Genomic DNA, 19,308 nt, shown 5'->3' with positions numbered 1-19,308 from the left:
GCCGCGCCCACGCGCGTCCCGGCCCGGTTCGCCGGCGGGGTGTCACGAGGACCGCGCGGAGAAAGCGACATCCGTCCATGTGCACCGTGATCGTCCACGTGCCCGAGAGCGCCGACGAGCCCCTGCGCCTCCTCGCCGTGCGCGACGAAGACCCCGCTCGTCCGTGGGACGCGCTCGGCCCCTGGTGGCCCGAGGCGTATCCCGGAGTCGTCGGGGTGCGCGACGTCCGCGCGAACGGCGCCTGGCTCGCGGCCGACGCCGGCGCGCGCCGGCTCGCGGTGCTGCTCAATCGCGCCGATGTCGACACGCTCCCCGAGGAGGGCCTCCGGTCGCGCGGCGGGCTCGTCCTCGAAGCCGTCGCGGGGCGCCCGCCCGGCGAGCATCCGCCGACGCACGGCTTCAACCTCGTCGAGGTCGAGGGGCCCCGAGTGAGGGTGTTCTCGTGGGACGGCGAGGCGCTTCGCACGACCGAGCTCGCGCCCGGCACGCACATGATCGCGCACGACGACGTCGACGATCCGGCGACCGCGCGCATCGCCCGCTGGCTCGCGCCGTTCACGCAGGCGCACGCCGCGCCGGTGACGGATGCCTCGGCCCCCGCCGTCGCCGACCTCGACGAGCCGCCCGCCGACGAGCCGGGGGACTGGTTCGCTCCGTGGCTCGCGCTGCTCGAGGCATCCGCGGCACTGCCTGCCACCGATGACGAGGCGATCATCCGCGACAACCGGCCACACGGCTATCCGACGATGTCGCTGCTCGTGTGCACCGCCACGATCGGCCCCGGCGGCGTCGACCTGGCCTACGGCGCCTTCGACCAGCCGGGGGAGTGGAACCCGCCGCATCTGGCATGAATCCCGCGGTGCCCGACCGGGCTGAGGCCGTCACACGGTCGGGCCGCTGCGACGCCCCCGGTAGAATCGCAGCCACACCCGCCCTACCTCGAGGACGTTCGCCATGGCTCGCATCTCAGATTCCGGACTCTCCGTCGCCGTCGTCGGCGCCACGGGCCAGGTGGGGGCGGTCATGCTCGAGATCCTCGAGCAGCGCGACTTCCCGGTGCGCGAGTTGCGCGCCTTCGCGACGGCGCGCTCGGCCGGCTCGGACGTCGTCTTCCGCGGTCACGCCGTGACGGTGGAGGATGTCGCGACCGCCGATCCCTCGGGCATCGACGTCGCGCTCTTCTCGGCCGGCGCCACCGGCAGTCGCGCGCACGCGCCGCGGTTCGCCGAGGCCGGCGCGATCGTCATCGACAACTCCAGCGCCTGGCGGATGGACCCGGACGTGCCGCTCGTGGTGAGCGAGGTCAACCCGCACGCCATCGCCGAAGCGCGCAAGGGCATCATCGCGAACCCCAACTGCACCACGATGGCCGCCATGCCGGTGCTCAAGGTGCTCGACCAGGCCGCGGGCCTCGAGCGGCTCATCGTCTCGACCTACCAGGCGGTCTCGGGCTCGGGCCTCGCCGGCGCCGAGGAACTCCTCGGCCAGGTCGAGGGCGTCCTCGCGCAGGGCGACACGCTGCGCCTCGTGCGGGACGGCTCTTCGGTCGACTTCCCGCAGCCCGAGAAGTACATCGCGCCGATCGCCTTCGACGTCATCCCGTTCGCCGGCAATCTCGTCGACGACGGCTCGAACGAGACCGACGAGGAGAAGAAGCTCCGCAACGAGAGCCGCAAGATCCTCGAGCTGCCCGATCTCCGCGTCGCCGGCACGTGCGTGCGCGTCCCCGTCTTCACGGGCCACTCGCTCAGCATCAACGCCGAGTTCGCCCGCGACATCACGCCCGACCACGCGCGGGCCCTGCTCGGCAACGCGCCGGGCGTGCGCCTGGAGGAGGTCCCGACGCCGCTGCAGGCCGCCGGCACCGACCCCAGCTACGTCGGACGCATCCGCGCCGACCAGTCCGCACCCGAGGGCCGGGGCCTCGTGCTGTTCATCGCCAACGACAATCTGCGCAAGGGCGCCGCGCTCAACGCGGTGCAGATCGCCGAGATCGTGGCCGCCCAGCGCGGGGCGACCGTCGGGGCCTGACCGGGTCTTTTCGCTCCGGCAAGAACCGCGGAGTTTGACGGTGCCGAGGCATCCGTCCCGGCAGAAGGCGCTCGCGGCGACGCCTAGAATCGAAGGGTGACCGAGACCGTAGACGTCGTGCTCATCGGTGGCGGCATCATGAGCGCCACCCTGGGAACCTTTCTGTCCGAACTGCAGCCCGACTGGAAGATCGTCGTCTACGAACGACTGAGCGATGTCGCGCTGGAGAGCTCCAACGCGTGGAACAACGCGGGCACGGGGCACGCGGCGCTGTGCGAGCTCAACTACATGCCCGAGGGCCCCGACGGCACGCTCGACCCCGCCAAGGCGATCTCGATCAACGAGCAGTTCCAGCAGAGCCGCCAGTTCTGGGCGTCGCTGGTGGAGAAGGGCGTGCTCGACGAGCCGAAGACCTTCATCAACTCGGCGCCCCACATGACGTTCGTGCGCGGTGAGAAAGACGTCGAGTACCTCCGCAAGCGCTACGAGGTGCTGAAGAAGGAGCCGCTCTTCGACGGCATCGAGTTCAGCGAGGACTCGCGCGTCATCAACACGTGGGCGCCACTGCTCATGCAGAAGCGCGTCAAGGGTGAGCCGTTCGCCGCGACCCGCGTGCCCGCCGGCACCGATGTCGACTTCGGCGCGCTGACGCACCAGCTCTTCGACGGGCTGAGGGAGCGCGGTGTCGAGGTCGTGACCAACCGCGAGGTGCGCACGCTCAAGAAGCGCTCCGACGACACGTGGGACGTCAAGTGGCGCAACACGATCGGGCGCACGCCGGGCACCACCAACGCGCGCTTCGTGTTCGTCGGCGCGGGCGGCTGGGCGCTCAAGCTCCTCCAGCGCTCCGGCATCCCCGAGATCTCGGGCTACGGCGTCTTCCCGATCGGCGGGCAGTGGCTGAAGACCAGCAACCCGGCCCTCGTGGCGCAGCACAAGGCCAAGGTCTACTCGCAGGCCTCGGTGGGCGCTCCCCCCATGTCGGTGCCGCATCTCGACACGCGCGTCGTCGACGGCGAGGCATCCCTCCTCTTCGGCCCGTTCGCGACGTTCAGCCCGAAGTTCCTCAAGAACGGCAAGCTGACCGACATCGTCACGCAGGTGCGCCCCGGAAACATCCTGCCGATGCTCAAGGTCGCGTGGGACAACCCGAGCCTCATCGGCTACCTCGTCGGCGAGCTGCTCAAGAACCACGCCAAGAAGGTCGACAGCCTCCGCGAGTTCATGCCGAGCGCGAAAGACGAGGACTGGGAGCTGCTGCAGGCAGGGCAACGGGCGCAGGTCATGAAGAAGGACCCGAAGAAGGGCGGCGTGCTGCAGTTCGGCACCGAGGTCGTGACGTCCGAAGACGGGTCGATCGCGGGTCTCCTCGGCGCCTCGCCGGGCGCGTCGACGGCCGTCTCGATCATGCTCGGTCTGCTCAAGACGTGCTTCCCCGACCGCATCGCGGACTGGGAGCCGGCGCTGAAAGACCTCATCCCGAGCTACGGCGAGACGCTCAACCCGCGGCCCGAGGTCGCGGAAGAGACGCTGACCGAGACGGCGGAGGCCCTGGCCCTCACCGCCTGACGCTCGCGGCGGGGCGGGCGGGCGGCTCTCACGGGCTGCGCCCGTGGCCGCTACGCTGGCGCGATGAGGCTCAGCTCGCTCGCGCGCGCGACCTCGGCGGCCGTCCTCGCCCTGGCTCTCGCCACCGCACCCACCGCGGCGTCAGCCGTGCCCACTGCGGCGGCAGCCGTCGACCGCCGACCCGCCGTCTCGATCGACACGGCGGTGCACGCGGGGGTCGACGATTTCCGCTACGACTCGATGACGGCCGATTACTGGCTCGTCCGGGCGGTCGACGGCGAGTCCGAGCTGTACACGACCGAGACGCTCGTCGCGCGCTTCCCCGATTTCGACCAGAACAAGGGCATCGTCCGGCGCCTGCCCCTCGCGGAGTCCGGCATCGACCTCGGCACCGTCGTCGTCGATGTCACCGGCGCGGGCGGCGAGCCCATCCCGTGGTGGACGGAGCAGGATGACGAGAACGTCTACGTGCTCACGGGCGACGACTCGTATGTGCACGGCGCGCAGACCTACGTCATCACCTACACGATGCACGACGTCGTGCTGCGCTACGCCGACACGGGCGCCGACGAGTTCTACTGGGACGTCCTGAGCACCGATCACGCCCAGCCGTTCGACTCCGTCACCTCCCGCGTCCACATCGCGGGCGATGCCGCCGACGGCCTCATGGCGGGCCGTGACTACTGCTACCGGGGCGCCGCCGGGTCGACGCAGCAGTGCGCGCTCGCGGGCCCCGAGCCGGACTCCGCGTGGCCCGAGGGCGTGTCGGCGTGGGCGCTTTCGCAGAGCGGGACGGATGCCTCGGCATCCGCCGTCGTCTTCACGGCGACCGAGAACGGACTCGGGCCCGACGAGGGGGTCACTGTCGCGATCGGCTTCGCGCAGCGGACGTTCGCGGCGCCCACCCCGCCGCCGCCGCCCCCGTACCCGTGGTGGGAGTGGATCCTGCCGGGTCTGGGCCTCCTCGCCGGATTCGGCGGGCTCGTCTTCCTCCTCGTCATGAAGGGCGTGCTGCGGCGGAACCCCGACAACGACCCCGTCATCGTGCAGTACACGCCGCCGGTCGACGAGTCGCCGACGCTGTCGGCGGGCGTGCTCGGGGTGCCGGCGCGCGCGCTCGCCGCGCACGTCGTCGACCTCGCGGTGCGCGACAAGGTCGAGATCACCGCCAAGGGCGACCGCGCCGACCCCGACGACTTCAGCGTCGTGCTGCGCGACGACTCGAGGCTCGGGCACGACGACCGCCGGATCGTCGTGACGCTCTTCGGGAAGGATGCCGCGCCCGGTGACCGCGTCGACCTCGGCGCTTTCGCGAGCGACCCGCCGGTGCGTGCGGTCACCTACGTGCGCCGCATCGACGACGCGACCGTCGATCGCGGCTACCGCAGCAAGACGCCGGGATGGATCGGGACGGTGCGCGGCTTCCTCCAGTTCGGGGGACTCGTCGTCGCGTTGCTGCTGCTGTTCTTCGTCGACGCCGTCCCGTCGGTGCTCGCCGACCTCGGGGCGCTCGGCGGCTGGATCAACACCCTCGCGATCGTGAGCGCCTTCGGCGCGTTCATCGTGCTGCCGTTCCTCGGTCTGCCGAAGACGACGCTCACGCGCGCCGGCGGGAAGCACAGGACCTACCTCGAGGGCATCAGGGAGTACCTGCGGCTCGCGGAGGAGGACCGCCTGCGCGCGGCGCAATCGCCGCAGACCGCGGATCTCGTCTCGTCGGGCCGGCGCTCGTACCTCGACGCCCCGAACCGCCTGGGCGCCGACGTCGTGAACCTCTACGAACGTCTGCTGCCGTACGCCGTGCTGTTCGGGATGGAGCGCGAGTGGATGGAGGTCATCCGCGCCGCGACCCCCGCCGTCCTCGACACGACCTCGCGCTTGGCGCTGTTCGATTCGCTCTCGTCGCACTCCCTGCCCGATGCGTCGTCGTCGATCGGCCGGCTCGCGGCGACGCCCGTATCCAGCGGCAGCTCCTCGAGCTCGTCCAGCTCCTCGTTCTCCAGCAGCTGGTCCTCGTCCGGCGGATCCAGCGGCGGCGGCTTCTCGGGCGGCGGCGGGGGAGGCGGAGGCTTCGGCGGACGATGAGGCTCCTGCCGCGGCATCCGTCGACGGGGGCCCCGCGCCCCGCCTCTAGACTCGCTGGGTGGCCAAGCTCTACTTCCGCTACGGGGCGATGAACTCCGGCAAGTCGACATCGCTTCTGCAGGCCGCGTACAACTACGAGGAGCGCGGCCAGCATGTGCTCCTGGCCAAGCCGGAGATCGACACGAAGGGCGCCGACGAGATCTCGAGCCGCCTCGGCGTGACCCGCAAGGTCGACTTCCTCGTGGGGCCCGACGACGATCTGCGCGCCGTGTTCGCCGAGCACCGCGCGAGGCTGATCCGCGAGGCCGCGGCGGCGCTCGTGCCCGAGACCAGCGAGCACCCCGTCGACGTGGCGTGCCTGCTCATCGACGAGGCGCAGTTCCTCACGCGGGAACAGGTCGACGATCTGCTGCGCATCGTCGTGCTCGACGGAGTCCCGGCGCTGGCGTACGGCATCCGCACCGACTTCCAGACGCGGGCCTTTCCCGGGTCGCGGCGGCTCATGGAGCTCGCGCACAGCCTCGAGGAGCTCAAGACGATCTGCCGCTGCGGGCGCAAGGCGCTCTTCAACGCGCGGCTCGTCGGCGGCCGGTTCGTGTTCGAGGGCGACCAGGTCGCAATCGACGAGCTCTCGGCGGAGCGCGTGACGTACGAGGCCCTGTGCGCGGAGGACTACCTGCGCGAGTCCGGCGGCCGCCTCGGCTGATGACCGCGCAAGGCGGGCGAGCCGAGCGCGCGAGTCAGGCGGTCGCCTCGGTGCGGGGGTGGCGCGGGGGGAGCGGCACGAGCATCGACGTGGAGCGGCGGTAGTCGGCGTACGCCGGATACTTCGACGCCGAGATCGACTCGGTGAAGATGGTCGAGCCGACGAACAGCACCGAGAGCAGTGCCGCCCCGAGGATCGTCGCGTTGAGCGCGCCGCCCCAGAATCCGAGACCGGATGCCACGGCAGCAGTGGCCCCGATGGCGTAGAACACCCACCACTGCGCCTGCTCGAAGAAGAAGTTCGGGTGGCGGCTGTAGCGGAAGAGCCCCGACGTGACGAAGCCCGGATCGAGCCGCCCGCCCGCCGCGCGCTTGGCGCGATGGAAGTCCCACTGCTGCTGATCGGCGATGAACTCGCCGACGAGGAACCCGACGAAGAGCACCGCGAACGCGGAATCCCATCCCGTGAACGGCGCGGGGTGCTGCCATGCGATGTATGCCGGAAGCGTGATGAGCACGAGCAGGGCGTTCTGGTACACCACGATGAACAGGAGGTTGAAGACCTGGAACTGCCACGGTTTCATGCGGCCGCGGAGGATCGCCCAGCGGTAGTCCTCCATGCCCGTGTACCCGCCCTTGCGGGCGAAGTTGAACGTGAGGCGCGCGCCCCACGCCGTGACGAGCAGTGCCATCGCGACGAGCCGCACCGCGTCGGCGCCTGACGTGAGCGCCGAGACGGCGAAGATCCACACGTAGATCACCGGCACGATCGACCAGATCCGGTCGACCCACGACGTGTCCTTCGTGATGAGCGACGCGATCCAGCAGAAGGCGCACGTCACCGTCGCGACGACGAGGACGAGAGCAAGGGGGTCCATGCGCATCAGATTACGTCTCGCGCGGCTCGCGGCGACGGAGGCGACCACTGCTCTTTGCGTGGTCCGACCACGCGGTGTACTGTGGTCGGACCACATCGAAGAGGAGTGCCCGTGGCCGCTGACGACACCGCGCCCGCGCGCGCGTGGCGCGTCGTCCTCGAGAGGATCGAGGGCGACCTGCTCGACGGACGTCTCGCGCCGGGCGACCGGCTGCCGCCCGAACGCGAGCTCGCGGCGACCCTCGGGGTCGGTCGGTCGAGTGTCCGCGAGGCCCTGCGCGTGCTCGAGGTCATGGGTCTCATCCGCACCGGCACGGGCTCGGGCCCGACTTCGGGGGCGATCATCATCGCGACGCCGCGAGGCGGCCTCGCGGCCCTGCTGCGACTCCAGGTGGCGGCGCAGGGCTTTCCGCTGTCCGACGTCGTCGCGACGCGTCTGCTGCTCGAGCAGTGGGTCGTCGGCACCCTCGCCGAGTCGGGAGCGCACGACCTCTCCGACGTGCGCGCGACCCTCGCGGCGATGGACGACACCACGCTGACCGCCGAAGAGTTCCTCGCCCTCGACGCGCAGCTGCATCTGGGTCTCGCCGAGGCATCCGGCAATGCCGTCGTGGCGGCGTCGATGGCGGGCCTGCGCACCGCGATCGAGTCGTACGTGCAGGCGGGGGCGGCCCGCATCCCGGATTGGGATGCCGCGGCGACGGGCCTGCGCGCCGAGCACCGCGGCATTCTCCAGGCCATCGACGCGGGTGAAGCCGACCTCGCCCGCTCGCTCGTCCACGATCACATCACCGGCTACTACGCCGCCGCGGGCCTGACCCGCGACTGACGAGAGGACCCCCATGGTTCAGCGACAGCTGCCCGTTCCGTCGGAGCTCTTCGAGCTCATGAAGTTCAAGGCGCCCGACCTCAACGGCAAGCGCCGGCGCCTTTCCAGCGCCCTCACGATCGCCGACCTGCGTCTCATCGCGAAGCGCCGCACTCCGAAGGCGGCTTTCGACTACACGGATGGCGCCGCGGAGGGCGAACTGTCGCTCACGCGCGCGCGGCAGGCGTTCGAGGATGTCGAGTTCCATCCGAGGATCCTGCGTCCGGCCGAGACCGTCGACATGTCGACGACGATCCTCGGGGGACCGTCCGCCCTGCCGTTCGGCATCGCGCCGACGGGCTTCACGCGGCTGATGCAGACCGAGGGCGAGATCGCCGGCGCGTCCGCGGCAGGGGCCGCCGGCATCCCGTTCACCCTCTCGACGCTCGGCACGACATCGATCGAGGGCGTCAAAGAGGCCAACCCCCACGGGCGCAACTGGTTCCAGCTGTACGTCATGCGCGACCGCGAGGTCTCGTACGCTCTCGCACGGCGGGCCGCAGCGGCCGGGTTCGACACGATCATGTTCACCGTCGACACGCCCGTCGCCGGCGCGCGCCTGCGCGACAAGCGCAACGGGTTCTCGATCCCGCCGCAGCTGACGCTCGGCACGATCCTCGACGCGCTCCCGCGACCGTGGTGGTGGTTCGACTTCCTCACGACGCCCAAGCTCGAGTTCGCATCCCTGTCGTCGACGGGCGGCACGGTGGGGGAGCTGCTGGATGCCGCGATGGATCCGACGATCAGCTACGAAGACCTCGCCGTCATCCGTGAGCTGTGGCCCGGCAAGATCGTGGTCAAGGGCGTCCAGAGCGTCGAGGACTCGAAACGCCTCATCGACCTGGGTGTCGACGGGATCGTCCTGTCCAATCACGGCGGGCGGCAGCTCGACCGGGCGCCCGTCCCGTTCCACCTCCTCCCGGAGGTCGTCCGCGAGGTCGGCGACGACGCGACGATCATGGTCGACACGGGCATCATGAACGGTGCCGACATCGTCGCCTCGGTCGCCCTCGGTGCGAAGTTCACGCTCATCGGCCGCGCCTACCTGTACGGCCTCATGGCAGGTGGCCGCGCCGGCGTCGACCGCACGATCGAGATCCTCCGCAGCGAGATCGAGCGCACGATGAAGCTCCTCGGCGTCGCGTCGCTCGAGGAGCTGGAGCCCGCGCACGTGACGCAGCTCACCCGCCTGCTGCCGCTCGCCGGTGCGCCGGCCGCGGCGGCCGCCGGGGGCGCGCCCCGCGCGGGTCAGGCGCGCTCGCGCAGCGGCAGCGTCGGGATGAGGGCGTCGAGGTAGTCAGCCGTGTCCTCCCAGCCCTCGACCGCGTGGCACTTGACGCCCATCGCGAGCACCGGGTAGTCGTTCCCGTCGGGATCGAGGCGGTCGCCGACGAAGAGCATGTCGTCGAGGGGGATGCCGGTCTGCTCGGCGAGCTGACGCATGCCGTAGGCCTTGTCGATCCCGCGGTGCGTGATGTCGACGCTCGTCGAGCCGCCGGAGCGCACCTCGAGGTCGGGGATGCGCTCGGCGATCGCGGCGCGCAGCGTGTTCTTCTTCTCGCCGGTCGGGTCCCAGGCCTTCTTCGCGTCCAGCGGGGCGCGCTGGCCGAGGGCCGAGAACGTGATCTGCGAGCCGCGGTCCTCGAGGATGTCGCCCCACGTCTCGGACTCCCAGAATCCGAGGCGACGCGCCTCCTCCTCGACGGCGGCGAGCACGCGCGCCTTCTCGTCGTCGGTGAGGGAGTGGGCGTACACCGTCTCGATGCCGTCGGGCTTCAGGCGGTAGTACTGCGTGCCGCAGGTCGGCAGCAGGTGGAAGTGCGAGAGCACGGCGGCCGAGGCATCCGGAAGCCTGTCGACCACCTGCGCCTGGAACTGGGCGAGCTGTCCTCCCGAGATGATCGCGACCTCGACCCGCTCGGCGAGCGCGATCAGTAGCTCGCCGATCCGCGGGTCGATGGCACTCTTGGAAGGGGCGAGCGTGTCGTCGAGGTCGAACGCGACGAGGCGGGGGTGCGGCATCCGTGCTCCAGTCTGTCTATCGAGACGCGAAAGGCTCCACCGGAACAGGTGGAGCCTCTCTGCGGTCGGGGTGACAGGATTTGAACCTGCGGCCTCTTCGTCCCGAACGAAGCGCGCTACCAAGCTGCGCCACACCCCGTGGCAACCCTCCAAGCCTACCTGATCCGGGCCGGTGCTCCGAACCGGGAGATCGTCATGAGGCCTCGGGGAGGAGGGTGATGAGGGATGCCTCGGGGAAGCACGCGAAGCGCACGGGGGCGTAGATCGAGTGCCCGAGGCCCGCGCTGACGTTGAGCGGGACGGTGCGTCCGCCGCGTGACCACCGGCTGAGCCCACGTGCCTGCGTGAGGGGGATGTCGCAGTTGGCCACGAGCGCGCCGAAACCGGGGATCCGCACCTGGCCGCCGTGCGTGTGACCGCCGAAGATCATGTCGGCGCGGAGGGCGGTGAAGGCATCGAGCACGCGGCGGTACGGGGCGTGGGTGACGCCGATCGTGAAGTCCGGCTCGCCGTCGGCGGCGCCGCGCACCTCCTCGATCTGGTCGGGGAGCGTATCGAGGCGATCCCACTTGCGGTGGGCGTCGCTGACCCCGAACGCGTCGATGCGCCGCCCCGCGACCTGCAGCGACGTCGCCGAGTTGTTGAGCTCGGTCCACCCGAGGTCTTCGGCGAGGAAGGTGTCGAGCGCCTGGGTGTCGAGCGGCTCCGCCGTCGCCCGGTGCTTCGAGGGCCCCGTGAAGTACTTCAGCGGGTTTCGCGGGGAGGGCGCCGTGTGGTCGTTGGATCCGTGGACATAGACACCCGGGATGCCGCGGAACGGAGAGAAGGCGCGGCGGAGGCCGCGCAGTCCCTCCTCGTGGCCGAGGTTGTCGCCCGTGTTGACGACGAGGTCGGGCGCGAGGTCGGCCAGGCCCGCGATCCATCGGTGCTTGCGGTGCTGCCACGGCGCCATGTGGGCGTCGGAGACGTGGAGGATGCGGATGGGCGCCGAGCCGGCGGGGAGGACCCTCAGCTCGTGCCGGCGCAGCGTGAACAGGTAGCGCTCGATGCCGATTCCCCAGACCGCCGACCCGACGGCGACCGCCCCCACCGCGCCGAGCGCGGTGAGGGCGATGCGTGTGCCTGTGCGGGCGGTCACTGCTTGCAGTGCTCGCTCTGGTAGTCGACCGAGATGGCCACGTTGCGGTTCACCGTCGACCCGCCCGGCGGGTTCGTGCCGGTCGCCGTCCCCGGTCCCTTGACGCCCTGCGTCTCGGTGCAGGTTCCAGGCTGGACGTTTCCGAAGCCCAGCGATCGGAGGTAGCTGATCGCCTCGCTCACGGTCTTGCCCGCGACGTCGTTGGGGACCATGACGCCCGCGCCGTTGCTCGGGTTGATCGTGACGGTCGAACCGCTCGCGACCTTGCCGGCGGCCGGGTTCTGCGCCGCGACGGTGCCCTCGGGCTGCGACGAGTCGACCGGGTCGCCCACGATGACGTCGAACCCGGCGCCCTCGATGCGCGCCTTGGCGTCGTCGACCGACATGCCGACCACGTTCGGCAGGTCGGCGAGCACCTGGCGGATCAGGTCCTGGTTCGGCTGCGGGAACTTGTCGCCGCCGTAGAGGTCGTCGACGGCCCGCATGATCTGCTTGTTGATCGCGTAGCGCAGGTTGTTCAGCGACGTCCCCTTGTACCACTGCTTGGCGAGGGGCACCTCACCCTGCGAGTTGCCGACCCACACCGCGGTGGTCACCTTCGTGCTGGACTCGATGAGCCAGGTCTGCCACGCCTCGTGCGTACCGGTCTTGCCGATGAGGGGCGTGCCGTCGAACGGGTTGCCCTGCGCGCCGGTGCCGCCGGAGGCCATGACACCCTGGAGGGCGTACGCAGCCGTCGCGGCGATGCCCGGATCGAGCACCTGCGTGCACGCCTTCTGCGGCGCGAACTCGCGGCCGTCGGGGTCGATCACCTTGTCGATGGCCTTCGGCTCGCAGCGGATGCCGTTGTTCGCGACAGTCGCGTACGCCGACGCCATCGCGATCGGCGAGACGTTGTCGGAGCCGATGACCTCGGGGGCGTACTGCATCTTGATCGGGACCATGGTCTGGTCGTCGAAGCTGTAGGTCTGGACGCCCATCTTCTCGGTGATCTTCGCGATGTCGCAGAGGTCGAGCTTCTCGGCCATCGCGAGGAAGCCGGAGTTGAGGGAGTCCCTCGTGAAGCGCATCGGCGTGCCGACGTAGCCGCCGACGTTGTTGTAGTTGCCGATCTTCGTCTTCGACGTGTTGACCCAGTTGCCGTAGCAGGAGTTCGTCATCTTCGGGAAGACGCGGTTCACGCCGTTGAGCGTCTCGTTGAGCGACTTGCCCTTCTCGAGCCAGTCGAGGAGCGTGAAGAGCTTGAACGTCGAGCCGGCCGGGAAGCCGATCGATCCGCCGTTCGTGATGTCGCCCGCGTAGACCAGCGAGGAATAGTTCGGGTCGGCCGCGAGACTCGCGTCCTCGGTGAAGTTCGTGTTCTGCGCGATGCCGAGGATCCGGCCCGTCGACGCCTCGATGCTGACGGAGGTAGAGCCGAACTCCATCCCGTCGATCGAGGTGGGCGTGTGGTCGCTGATCGCCTGCTCGTTGGCCAGCTGCACGCGCGGGTCCATCGTCGTGTAGATCTTCAGGCCGCCCTGGCGCAGCGCCCGCAGGCGGTCGTCGCGCGTCGCGCCGAAGGCGGGGTCGTTCTTCACGACCGAGACGACGTACTGGCAGAAGTACGCGCCCTTGCCCGTGGACGCGCAGCCCTTCGAGGGCTGCACGATGTTCGGGGTGATCGGCTCCGCGACGGCGGCGTCGTGCTGTTCCTGCGTGATCTTGCCGTCGGCGAGCATGCGGTCCAGCACATAGACCTGGCGGTCCTTGGTGAGCTTGTACCCGTCCGCTTCGCCGTTGAGCGGATTGCCGTCCTTGTCGGTCGTCGTCCCGCCCTTCATGTCGATGCGGTACGCGTTGGGGTTCTGCACCATGCCGGCGAGGGTGGCGGCCTGTCCGACCGTGAGGTCCTTCGCCGCGACGCCGAAGTAATAGCGCGACGCCGCGTCGACGCCGTAGTTCGTGCCGCCGAAGCCGGCGATGTTGAGATAGCCCAGCAGGATCTCGTTCTTGGAGTACTTCTGCTCGAGCGCGATCGCGTAGCGCATCTCCTGCAGCTTGCGCTGCAGGCCCTTGTCGCCGGTCGCCGTCGTCGCCTCGACGTAGCACTTGCGCAGCTCGTCATCCGTCTTCGCGTTGCTCTCGCAGCGCTGCACGAGGATGTTCTTCACGTACTGCTGGCTGATCGACGAGCCACCGCGCGTGTCGCGACCGCGCACGTTGTCGACGACGGCGCTCACGGTGCCGACGAGGTCGATCCCGCCGTGCTTGTAGAAGTTCTTGTCCTCACTCGAGAGGATCGCGTCGTACATGACGGGCGCGATCTCGTCGAACGAGACGGGGGAGCGGTTCTGGTCGTAGAACTGGGTCCACTCCACTTCCTGCCCGTTCGTCGGGTCGGTGTAGACCAGAGTGGAGGGAAGCATGAGCTTCTCGATCTCGAGGACGCTCGGCAGATTGTCGAACATCGTGATCGCGCTGGATGCCGCAGCCCCGGACAGGGCGATGGCGGGAGTGACCGTGGCGGCGACGAGGATTCCCGCGACGGCGCTCAGGCCGACGAGGCCGGCGAGACCGCCGAGCACACCGCTAGCCGTCCGATTCTTATCAGGCATAGGCTTGATCGTAAGGGAATTACCTGGCAGATCCCTTGACGAAGCGCCGGTGCGCGGCATCCGATCCGCGCGTCATCAGGGATTTCTCGTTCACGCACCTCGACCCCGGCAGGAGCCGCAGATGATCACGTGGGAGTACCTCACGACACCTCTTCTGATCCACAACACCGCTGCGATCCTCAACAACTGGGGCAAGCAGGGGTGGGAGCTCGTGCAGGTGGTGCAGGGCCCCGAGGGCGGCCTGGTCGCCTACTTCAAGCGCCCGGTCGGCGGCGGGGACGCCAACGCGGGCCTCGACGCCGCAGCCGTGGCCGCGAAGCAGTTCGAGGCGTGAGCGCCATGACCGTCTCCGCCCGCCTCGCCGAGCTCGGCATCCAGCTCCCCGACGTCGTCCCGCCCGTCGCCGCGTACGTGCCCGCCAAGGCGCACGGCGACCTCGTCTACACCGCCGGCCAGCTCCCCATGGTCTCGGGCGCCCTCCCAGCCACCGGAAAGGTCGGTGACGGCCACGGGCTCGTCCCGGCCGCCGACGCCAAGGGGTACGCCCGCCAGTCGGCGCTCAACGCCATCGCCGCCGCCGCAGCCGCCGTGGGCGGTGTCGACCGGCTCCGCGGCGTCGTCAAGGTCGTCGGGTTCGTGGCATCCGTCCCCGAGTTCACCGGGCAGCCGGGCGTCATCAACGGCGCGAGCGAGGTGCTCGGCGAGATCTTCGGCGACGCGGGGCGCCACGCGCGCTCCGCAGTCGGCGTCCCCGTCCTTCCCCTCGACAGCCCCGTCGAGGTCGAGGTGGTCTTCAGCTTCGAGTGATCCGCGCCCCGCGCGATCAGACGACGGATGCCTCGGCCGCTGCGGCCGAGGCATCCGTCGTCTACGGGGTCGTCGCCCCGGTCACTTCACCTGTGCGCTGATGACCGACATGACGGCGGTGTCGGCGAGAGTCGTCGTGTCGCCGACTTCGCGGCCTTCCGCGACATCGCGCAGCAGCCGGCGCATGATCTTGCCCGACCGGGTCTTGGGCAGCTCGCCGACGATGTAGACGTCGCGGGGGCGGGCGATCGGACCGATCTGCTCGCCGACCCAGGCGCGGAGGCCCTGCGCGAGCCCTTCGGCGGAGTGCTCCTTGAGGAAGCTCTCCTTGATGATGACGAAGGCGACGACGGCCTGTCCGGTCGTCTCGTCGGACGCTCCCACCACCGCGGCCTCGGCGACAGCCTCGTTCGCGACGAGCGACGACTCGATCTCGGTCGTCGACAGGCGGTGACCCGAGACGTTCATGACGTCATCGACACGACCGAGGAGCCACACGTCACCGTCGGCGTCGAGGCGCGCCCCGTCGCCGGCGAAGTAGTAACCCTGCTGGCGGAACTTGTCCCAGTAGGTCTCCTTGAACCGCTCGGGGTCGCCCCAGATGCCGCGGAGCATGCTCGGCCAGGGCTCGGTCACGACGAGCAGTCCGCCGTTGCCGTTGCCGACGTGCTGGCCGTCCTCGTCGACGACGTCGACCGCGACGCCGGGGAGCGGAACCTGCGCGCTGCCGGGCTTGGTCTCGGTGACGCCCGGAAGCGCCGAGATCATGATGGCCCCCGTCTCGGTCTGCCACCACGTGTCGACGATCGGCGCGGTCTTGCCGCCGATGATCTTGCGGTACCACATCCACGCCTCGGGGTTGATGGGCTCGCCCACCGAACCGAGGAGGCGCAGCGACGACAGGTCGAACTGCTTCGGCACGGCGCGGCCGATCTTCATGAACGAACGGATCGCCGTCGGCGCGGTGTAGAGCACGGTGACGCCGTACTTCTGCACGAGCTCCCACCAGCGACCCGGGTGCGGCGTGTCGGGGGTGCCCTCGTAGAGCACCTGGGTCGCACCGTTGGCGAGCGGGCCGTAGGTCACGTAGGTGTGACCCGTGATCCAGCCGATGTCGGCGGTGCACCAGAACACGTCGGTTTCGGGGTGGATGTCGTGCACGGCCTTGTTCGTGAACGCGGCCTGCGTGAGATAGCCGCCCGAGGTGTGGAGGATGCCCTTGGGCTTTCCCGTCGTCCCGGAGGTGTAGAGGATGAAGAGCGGATTCTCGGCGGGGAACGCCTGCGCCTCGTGCTCGGCCGGGGCCTGCGGGACGACATCGTGCCACCAGATGTCGCGGCCCTCGGTCCAGTCGACCTGGTTGCCGCCGCGCTTGACGACGAGCACCTTCTCCACGGTCTCCTGCGGGCCCGAGCCGTTGCGGTCGGCGAGGGCCAGGTCGACGGCGGGCTTGAGGGGCGACACCTTGCCCTTGCGGTAGCCGCCGTCGGCCGTGATGACGACCTTGGCGCCCGCGTCGTCGATGCGCGAGCGCAGGCTGTCGGCTGAGAAGCCGCCGAAGACGACGGAGTGGATCGCCCCGATGCGGACGACGGCGAGCATGGCCGCGATCGCCTCGGGGATCATCGGCATGTAGACCGCGACGCGGTCGCCCTCGCCGACGCCGAGGTCGGTGAGGACGTTCGCGAGTCGCTTGACCTCGTCGGTGAGCTCGGCGTAGGTCACGCGGCGCTCGTCGCCCGGCTCGCCTTCCCACAGCAGCGCCACGCGGTCGCCGTTGCCGGCTTCGACGTGGCGGTCGAGGCAGTTGTACGCGACGTTGAGCGCGCCGTCGGCGAACCACTTCGCGAACGGCGGGTTCGACCAGTCGAGCACCTCGGTGAACGGCTCATGCCAGTGCAGGATGCCGCGTGCCTGCTCGGCCCAGAACTCCTCGCGTCCGGCGGAGGCCCGGTCGTACAGTTCCGCGGTCGCGACGGCACCGGCCGCGAACTCCTCGGGCGGTGCGAAACGACGGGTCTCGTCGAGGAGGTGGTCGATCTGGCTGCTCATGCGGCGCGCTCCTTTGCGGCTGGGGGATGGAGGTGTCGAACGCCGCAAGCAATCTACCCACGGCCAAGGGTGCTCACTACCTCCGACAGTGGGGGATCGGATTATGTGAGAACTCTCATCGATATATCACTGAAAGGCCGTTCGACATCGTTTGGAACGTTGCGTGCGGTTGCGTATGCTCATCCACGGCCGAACTTCGATTCTGGCATTGCGACACCCGCCGCCCCCCGAACCGCGGTGTCGCGCGAGGCGGCATCCCATTCCCCCCATGGGATGCCGCCCTCTTCTTTTCCGGCCCGTTCCGCCGGGCGCGTCGGCCCGGTGGCGATCGCCGGCGCTCCCGGAGCCCCGCTCCTCCACAGGCGGCCGCGCGGTCGGCTTGTGCACGGTGGTGACGGATGCCGCGTCCCGCCCGCCCTCGCACGCCTAGCTTCGTGGCATGTCCGAGCCCTTCGTCGTCGCGCCGCGCCGTCCCGGGATGAGCGGGGCCGAGAGGCGCGAGCCCCCCGCGAAGCCGGTCGCAGCGGCCCTTCCGGCCGTCCCGCCCGATGAGGCGCCCGACCGGTTCGTCGTGCGCCGTCCGTCGGCGCCGGGGGAGTCGCCGCTCGCCGCGGCCGAGCCCCCGTTGCCCGACATCTCCGCGCGGGCGCCGCGCTCGGCATCCCTTCCTCCGGCGCTCGAGCCGCTCGCCGCGATCCTCGACGATGCGCGCGTGACCGACGTCTTCGTCAACGGCGCCGGAGGGCTCTTCGTCGATCGCGGCGACGGCGCGGAGCGGATGCCCGGCTGGCGCGCGAGCGAAGCCGACGTGCGCGAGCTCGCCGTCTCGCTCATCGGCGCCGGCGGGCGGCACCTCGACGACGCCGCGCCGTGCGTCGACGTGCGCCTGGAGGGAGGCATCCGCGTGCACGCCGTCCTCCCGCCCGTGTCGGCGACCGGCACCCTCATCTCGATCCGCGTGCCGAGGCTCGACGCGCCGAGCCTCGATGATCTGCAGCAGCTCGGGATGCTCGACGCGCGCCTGCGCGAAAGGCTCGATTCGGCGGTGGAACGGCGGGAGAACCTCCTCGTCACGGGGGCGGCGGGGGCCGGCAAGACGACCCTGCTCGCGGCGCTGCTGGCTCTCGCGGGCCGCTCCGAGCGGATCGTGACGATCGAGGATGTCGCCGAGCTGCGCATCGCGCACCCCCACCATGTGCCGCTCGAGGCGCGGCAGCCGAACCTCGAGGGCGCGGGCGGCCTCGGCCTCGCGCGGCTCGTGCGTGAGGCGCTGCGGATGCGGCCCGACAGGCTCGTCCTCGGGGAGTGCCGGGGTGAGGAGGTGCGCGAACTCCTCGCGGCGCTCAACACGGGGCATGACGGCGGTGCCGGAACCCTCCACGCGAACGGGCTCCACGAGGTGCCCGCGCGGCTCGAGGCGCTCGGCGCGCTCGCAGGCCTCGACGACCGGTCGCTCGCACGGCAGGTCGTGAGCGCGATCGACATCGTGCTGCACGTCTCGCGCGGCCGCGACGGCCGGCGCCGGCTGTCGGCGCTCGGCCGGCCCGTGCTCGACGCGGCGGGCCGGCTCGCGATCGAGGAGGCCGGATGAGACGCGCGAGGGCGCGACGGTCGCCGTCGACGGCCGATGAAGCGGCGACGACGGTCCTCCGACTCGCGGTGCTGCTGCAGGCGGGCATGGCGCCCGCGCGCGCCTGGGCGCTCGCGGCGGAGTCCGGCGATGCGGTCGCGGCGAGCGTCCGGACGGCGATCGACGCGGGCGACACCGTCTCGGTCGCGATCGCACGCCACGGCGGGGCGTGGCCGAGCGTCGCTGCGGCGTGGACGATCGCGACCACCGTCGGCGCGCCGCTGGCCGACACGCTCCGCGCCGTCGCGGGAGCGCTGCGGGACGCGCAGGAGACGTCCGACGACATCCGCGTCACCCTCGCCGAGCCCGCCGCCACGGCCCGTCTCATGTCCTGGCTCCCGCTCGTGGCCATCGGCCTCGGCGCAGCCCTCGGATTCGACACGTTCGCCGTCCTCGTGACCGACCCGCTGGGTCTCGCGTGCCTCGTCGCGGGCGCCCTGCTCATCCTCGGCGGCCGCCGATGGACCGCCGCCCTCGTGCGCCGCGCGCAGCCCGGGGCGGGGATCCCCGGTCTCGACGCGGAGCTCTTCGCCGTCGCGCTGTCGGGCGGCGCGTCGATCGAGCGGGCCCGCAGCGTCGTGGCGGCCTCCGGCGCCCCGGCGTCTGCGCCCGCGGCGATGCCCGGGTCCTCCGTCGACGAGGTCCTCGACCTCTCGCAGCGGGCCGGCGTTCCCGCCGTCGAGCTCCTCCGGGCGACCGCGTCGCTCGCGCGTCACCGCGCCCGCGTCGACGGCCGGCTCCGCGCTGCGCGGCTGTCGTCGCGGCTGCTCCTGCCCCTCGGCGTCTGCACGCTCCCCGCCTTCCTGCTCCTCGGCGTCGCTCCCATGCTCCTCGGGGTCGTGTCGTCGATGTCGCTCTCGCTGTGACGACACCCGTTCGTGCCCACCCGATCCGACACCCGTTCGTGCCCACCCGATCGGACACCCG

16 protein-coding genes and 1 tRNA gene are annotated in these 19,308 nt (G+C 70.6%); 11 read left to right on the top strand and 6 right to left on the bottom strand.

The window, feature by feature from the left end:
- Positions 1 to 77 precede the first annotated feature (77 nt).
- The 5 genes from ACSBPH_RS05760 to ACSBPH_RS05740 all read left to right on the top strand — a co-directional run bounded on the left by ACSBPH_RS05760 (position 78) and on the right by ACSBPH_RS05740 (position 6,391).
- Positions 78 to 851, top strand: coding sequence for an NRDE family protein (locus ACSBPH_RS05760; RefSeq protein WP_442576638.1), 774 nt, complete (start codon positions 78 to 80; stop codon positions 849 to 851).
- A 103-nt stretch (positions 852 to 954) separates the two neighbouring features.
- Positions 955 to 2,031, top strand: coding sequence for an aspartate-semialdehyde dehydrogenase (locus ACSBPH_RS05755; protein WP_442576637.1), 1,077 nt, complete (start codon positions 955 to 957; stop codon positions 2,029 to 2,031).
- Positions 2,032 to 2,169: 138 nt separating this feature from the next.
- Positions 2,170 to 3,600 (top strand): malate dehydrogenase (quinone), encoded by a 1,431-nt coding sequence (gene mqo, locus ACSBPH_RS05750; protein ID WP_442577249.1) that lies wholly within the window; start codon positions 2,170 to 2,172, stop codon positions 3,598 to 3,600.
- Between the two features lie 63 nt (positions 3,601 to 3,663).
- Positions 3,664 to 5,685, top strand: a complete 2,022-nt coding sequence (locus ACSBPH_RS05745) for a DUF2207 domain-containing protein (protein WP_442576636.1) — start codon at positions 3,664 to 3,666, stop codon at positions 5,683 to 5,685.
- A 58-nt stretch (positions 5,686 to 5,743) separates the two neighbouring features.
- On the top strand, positions 5,744 to 6,391 hold the full coding sequence (locus ACSBPH_RS05740; protein WP_442576635.1) for a thymidine kinase: 648 nt from the start codon (positions 5,744 to 5,746) through the stop codon (positions 6,389 to 6,391).
- A 34-nt stretch (positions 6,392 to 6,425) separates the two neighbouring features.
- On the opposite strand, the gene ACSBPH_RS05735 is transcribed toward ACSBPH_RS05740, so the two are convergent.
- Positions 6,426 to 7,268 (bottom strand): DUF1295 domain-containing protein, encoded by an 843-nt coding sequence (locus ACSBPH_RS05735; RefSeq protein ID WP_442576634.1) that lies wholly within the window; start codon positions 7,266 to 7,268, stop codon positions 6,426 to 6,428.
- A gap of 111 nt (positions 7,269 to 7,379) precedes the next feature.
- Here ACSBPH_RS05735 and ACSBPH_RS05730 point away from each other — a divergent pair, with 111 nt between their 5' ends.
- Positions 7,380 to 8,096: a FadR/GntR family transcriptional regulator gene (locus ACSBPH_RS05730; protein ID WP_442576633.1), complete on the top strand. Its 717-nt coding sequence runs from the start codon at positions 7,380 to 7,382 to the stop codon at positions 8,094 to 8,096.
- Between the two features lie 13 nt (positions 8,097 to 8,109).
- On the top strand, positions 8,110 to 9,432 hold the full coding sequence (locus ACSBPH_RS05725) for an alpha-hydroxy acid oxidase (RefSeq protein WP_442576632.1): 1,323 nt from the start codon (positions 8,110 to 8,112) through the stop codon (positions 9,430 to 9,432).
- Here the strand turns inward: ACSBPH_RS05725 and ACSBPH_RS05720 are convergent.
- From ACSBPH_RS05720 to ACSBPH_RS05705, 4 genes are all read right to left on the bottom strand, one after another.
- Positions 9,384 to 10,157 carry an HAD-IIB family hydrolase gene (locus tag ACSBPH_RS05720; RefSeq protein WP_442576631.1) on the bottom strand — a complete coding sequence of 258 codons (774 nt, stop codon included), beginning with the start codon at positions 10,155 to 10,157 and terminating at the stop codon, positions 9,384 to 9,386. The two genes, ACSBPH_RS05725 and ACSBPH_RS05720, sit on opposite strands and share 49 nt — an antisense overlap.
- Before the next feature lie 65 nt (positions 10,158 to 10,222).
- A tRNA-Pro gene (locus ACSBPH_RS05715) sits at positions 10,223 to 10,296 on the bottom strand.
- A gap of 54 nt (positions 10,297 to 10,350) precedes the next feature.
- Positions 10,351 to 11,295, bottom strand: a complete 945-nt coding sequence (locus ACSBPH_RS05710; protein WP_442576630.1) for a metallophosphoesterase — start codon at positions 11,293 to 11,295, stop codon at positions 10,351 to 10,353.
- Complete coding sequence (locus tag ACSBPH_RS05705) at positions 11,292 to 13,892, bottom strand: transglycosylase domain-containing protein (protein ID WP_442576629.1); 2,601 nt, start codon at positions 13,890 to 13,892, stop codon at positions 11,292 to 11,294. Before ACSBPH_RS05705 ends, ACSBPH_RS05710 begins: the two co-directional genes overlap by 4 nt.
- Before the next feature lie 121 nt (positions 13,893 to 14,013).
- On the opposite strand from ACSBPH_RS05705, the gene ACSBPH_RS05700 reads away from it, so the two are divergent.
- Positions 14,014 to 14,226, top strand: coding sequence for a hypothetical protein (locus ACSBPH_RS05700; RefSeq protein WP_442576628.1), 213 nt, complete (start codon positions 14,014 to 14,016; stop codon positions 14,224 to 14,226).
- Positions 14,227 to 14,231: 5 nt separating this feature from the next.
- Entirely contained in the window at positions 14,232 to 14,699 is a 468-nt protein-coding gene (locus ACSBPH_RS05695; RefSeq protein WP_442576627.1) for a RidA family protein, read from the top strand.
- Between the two features lie 81 nt (positions 14,700 to 14,780).
- On the opposite strand, the gene acs is transcribed toward ACSBPH_RS05695, so the two are convergent.
- Complete coding sequence (gene acs / locus ACSBPH_RS05690) at positions 14,781 to 16,751, bottom strand: acetate--CoA ligase (RefSeq protein WP_442576626.1); 1,971 nt, start codon at positions 16,749 to 16,751, stop codon at positions 14,781 to 14,783.
- Between the two features lie 439 nt (positions 16,752 to 17,190).
- On the opposite strand from acs, the gene ACSBPH_RS05685 reads away from it, so the two are divergent.
- A complete protein-coding gene (locus ACSBPH_RS05685) occupies positions 17,191 to 18,342 on the top strand; it encodes a TadA family conjugal transfer-associated ATPase (RefSeq protein WP_442576625.1) in 1,152 nt (383 codons plus the stop codon).
- The gene (locus ACSBPH_RS05680) at positions 18,339 to 19,247 is read left to right on the top strand and encodes a type II secretion system F family protein (RefSeq protein ID WP_442576624.1); all 909 of its coding nucleotides are present in this window, start codon (positions 18,339 to 18,341) and stop codon (positions 19,245 to 19,247) included. The genes ACSBPH_RS05685 and ACSBPH_RS05680 overlap by 4 nt, the downstream gene beginning before the upstream one ends.
- Positions 19,248 to 19,308: the final 61 nt, after the last annotated feature.

The organism is Microbacterium sp. F51-2R, from assembly GCF_052180235.1.
Lineage (GTDB): Bacteria > Actinomycetota > Actinomycetes > Actinomycetales > Microbacteriaceae > Microbacterium.
The sequence above is the reverse complement of the archived record's forward strand: the minus strand, read 5'-3'. Positions and strand labels throughout refer to the sequence as shown.

Excerpts from the sequence above, each read along its gene's own strand:
- ACSBPH_RS05760 (WP_442576638.1), top strand. The coding sequence starts at position 78 with ATGTGCACCGTGATCGTCCACGTGCCCGAGAGCGCCGACGAGCCCCTG.
- ACSBPH_RS05755 (WP_442576637.1), top strand. The coding sequence starts at position 955 with ATGGCTCGCATCTCAGATTCCGGACTCTCCGTCGCCGTCGTCGGCGCC.
- mqo (WP_442577249.1), top strand. The coding sequence starts at position 2,170 with ATGAGCGCCACCCTGGGAACCTTTCTGTCCGAACTGCAGCCCGACTGG.
- ACSBPH_RS05745 (WP_442576636.1), top strand. The coding sequence starts at position 3,664 with ATGAGGCTCAGCTCGCTCGCGCGCGCGACCTCGGCGGCCGTCCTCGCC.
- ACSBPH_RS05735 (WP_442576634.1), bottom strand. The coding sequence starts at position 7,268 with ATGGACCCCCTTGCTCTCGTCCTCGTCGTCGCGACGGTGACGTGCGCC.
- ACSBPH_RS05725 (WP_442576632.1), top strand. The coding sequence starts at position 8,110 with ATGGTTCAGCGACAGCTGCCCGTTCCGTCGGAGCTCTTCGAGCTCATG.
- ACSBPH_RS05720 (WP_442576631.1), bottom strand. The coding sequence starts at position 10,157 with ATGCCGCACCCCCGCCTCGTCGCGTTCGACCTCGACGACACGCTCGCC.
- ACSBPH_RS05705 (WP_442576629.1), bottom strand. The coding sequence starts at position 13,892 with ATGCCTGATAAGAATCGGACGGCTAGCGGTGTGCTCGGCGGTCTCGCC.
- ACSBPH_RS05700 (WP_442576628.1), top strand. The coding sequence starts at position 14,014 with ATGATCACGTGGGAGTACCTCACGACACCTCTTCTGATCCACAACACC.
- ACSBPH_RS05695 (WP_442576627.1), top strand. The coding sequence starts at position 14,232 with ATGACCGTCTCCGCCCGCCTCGCCGAGCTCGGCATCCAGCTCCCCGAC.
- acs (WP_442576626.1), bottom strand. The coding sequence starts at position 16,751 with ATGAGCAGCCAGATCGACCACCTCCTCGACGAGACCCGTCGTTTCGCA.
- ACSBPH_RS05685 (WP_442576625.1), top strand. The coding sequence starts at position 17,191 with ATGTCCGAGCCCTTCGTCGTCGCGCCGCGCCGTCCCGGGATGAGCGGG.
- ACSBPH_RS05680 (WP_442576624.1), top strand. The coding sequence starts at position 18,339 with ATGAGACGCGCGAGGGCGCGACGGTCGCCGTCGACGGCCGATGAAGCG.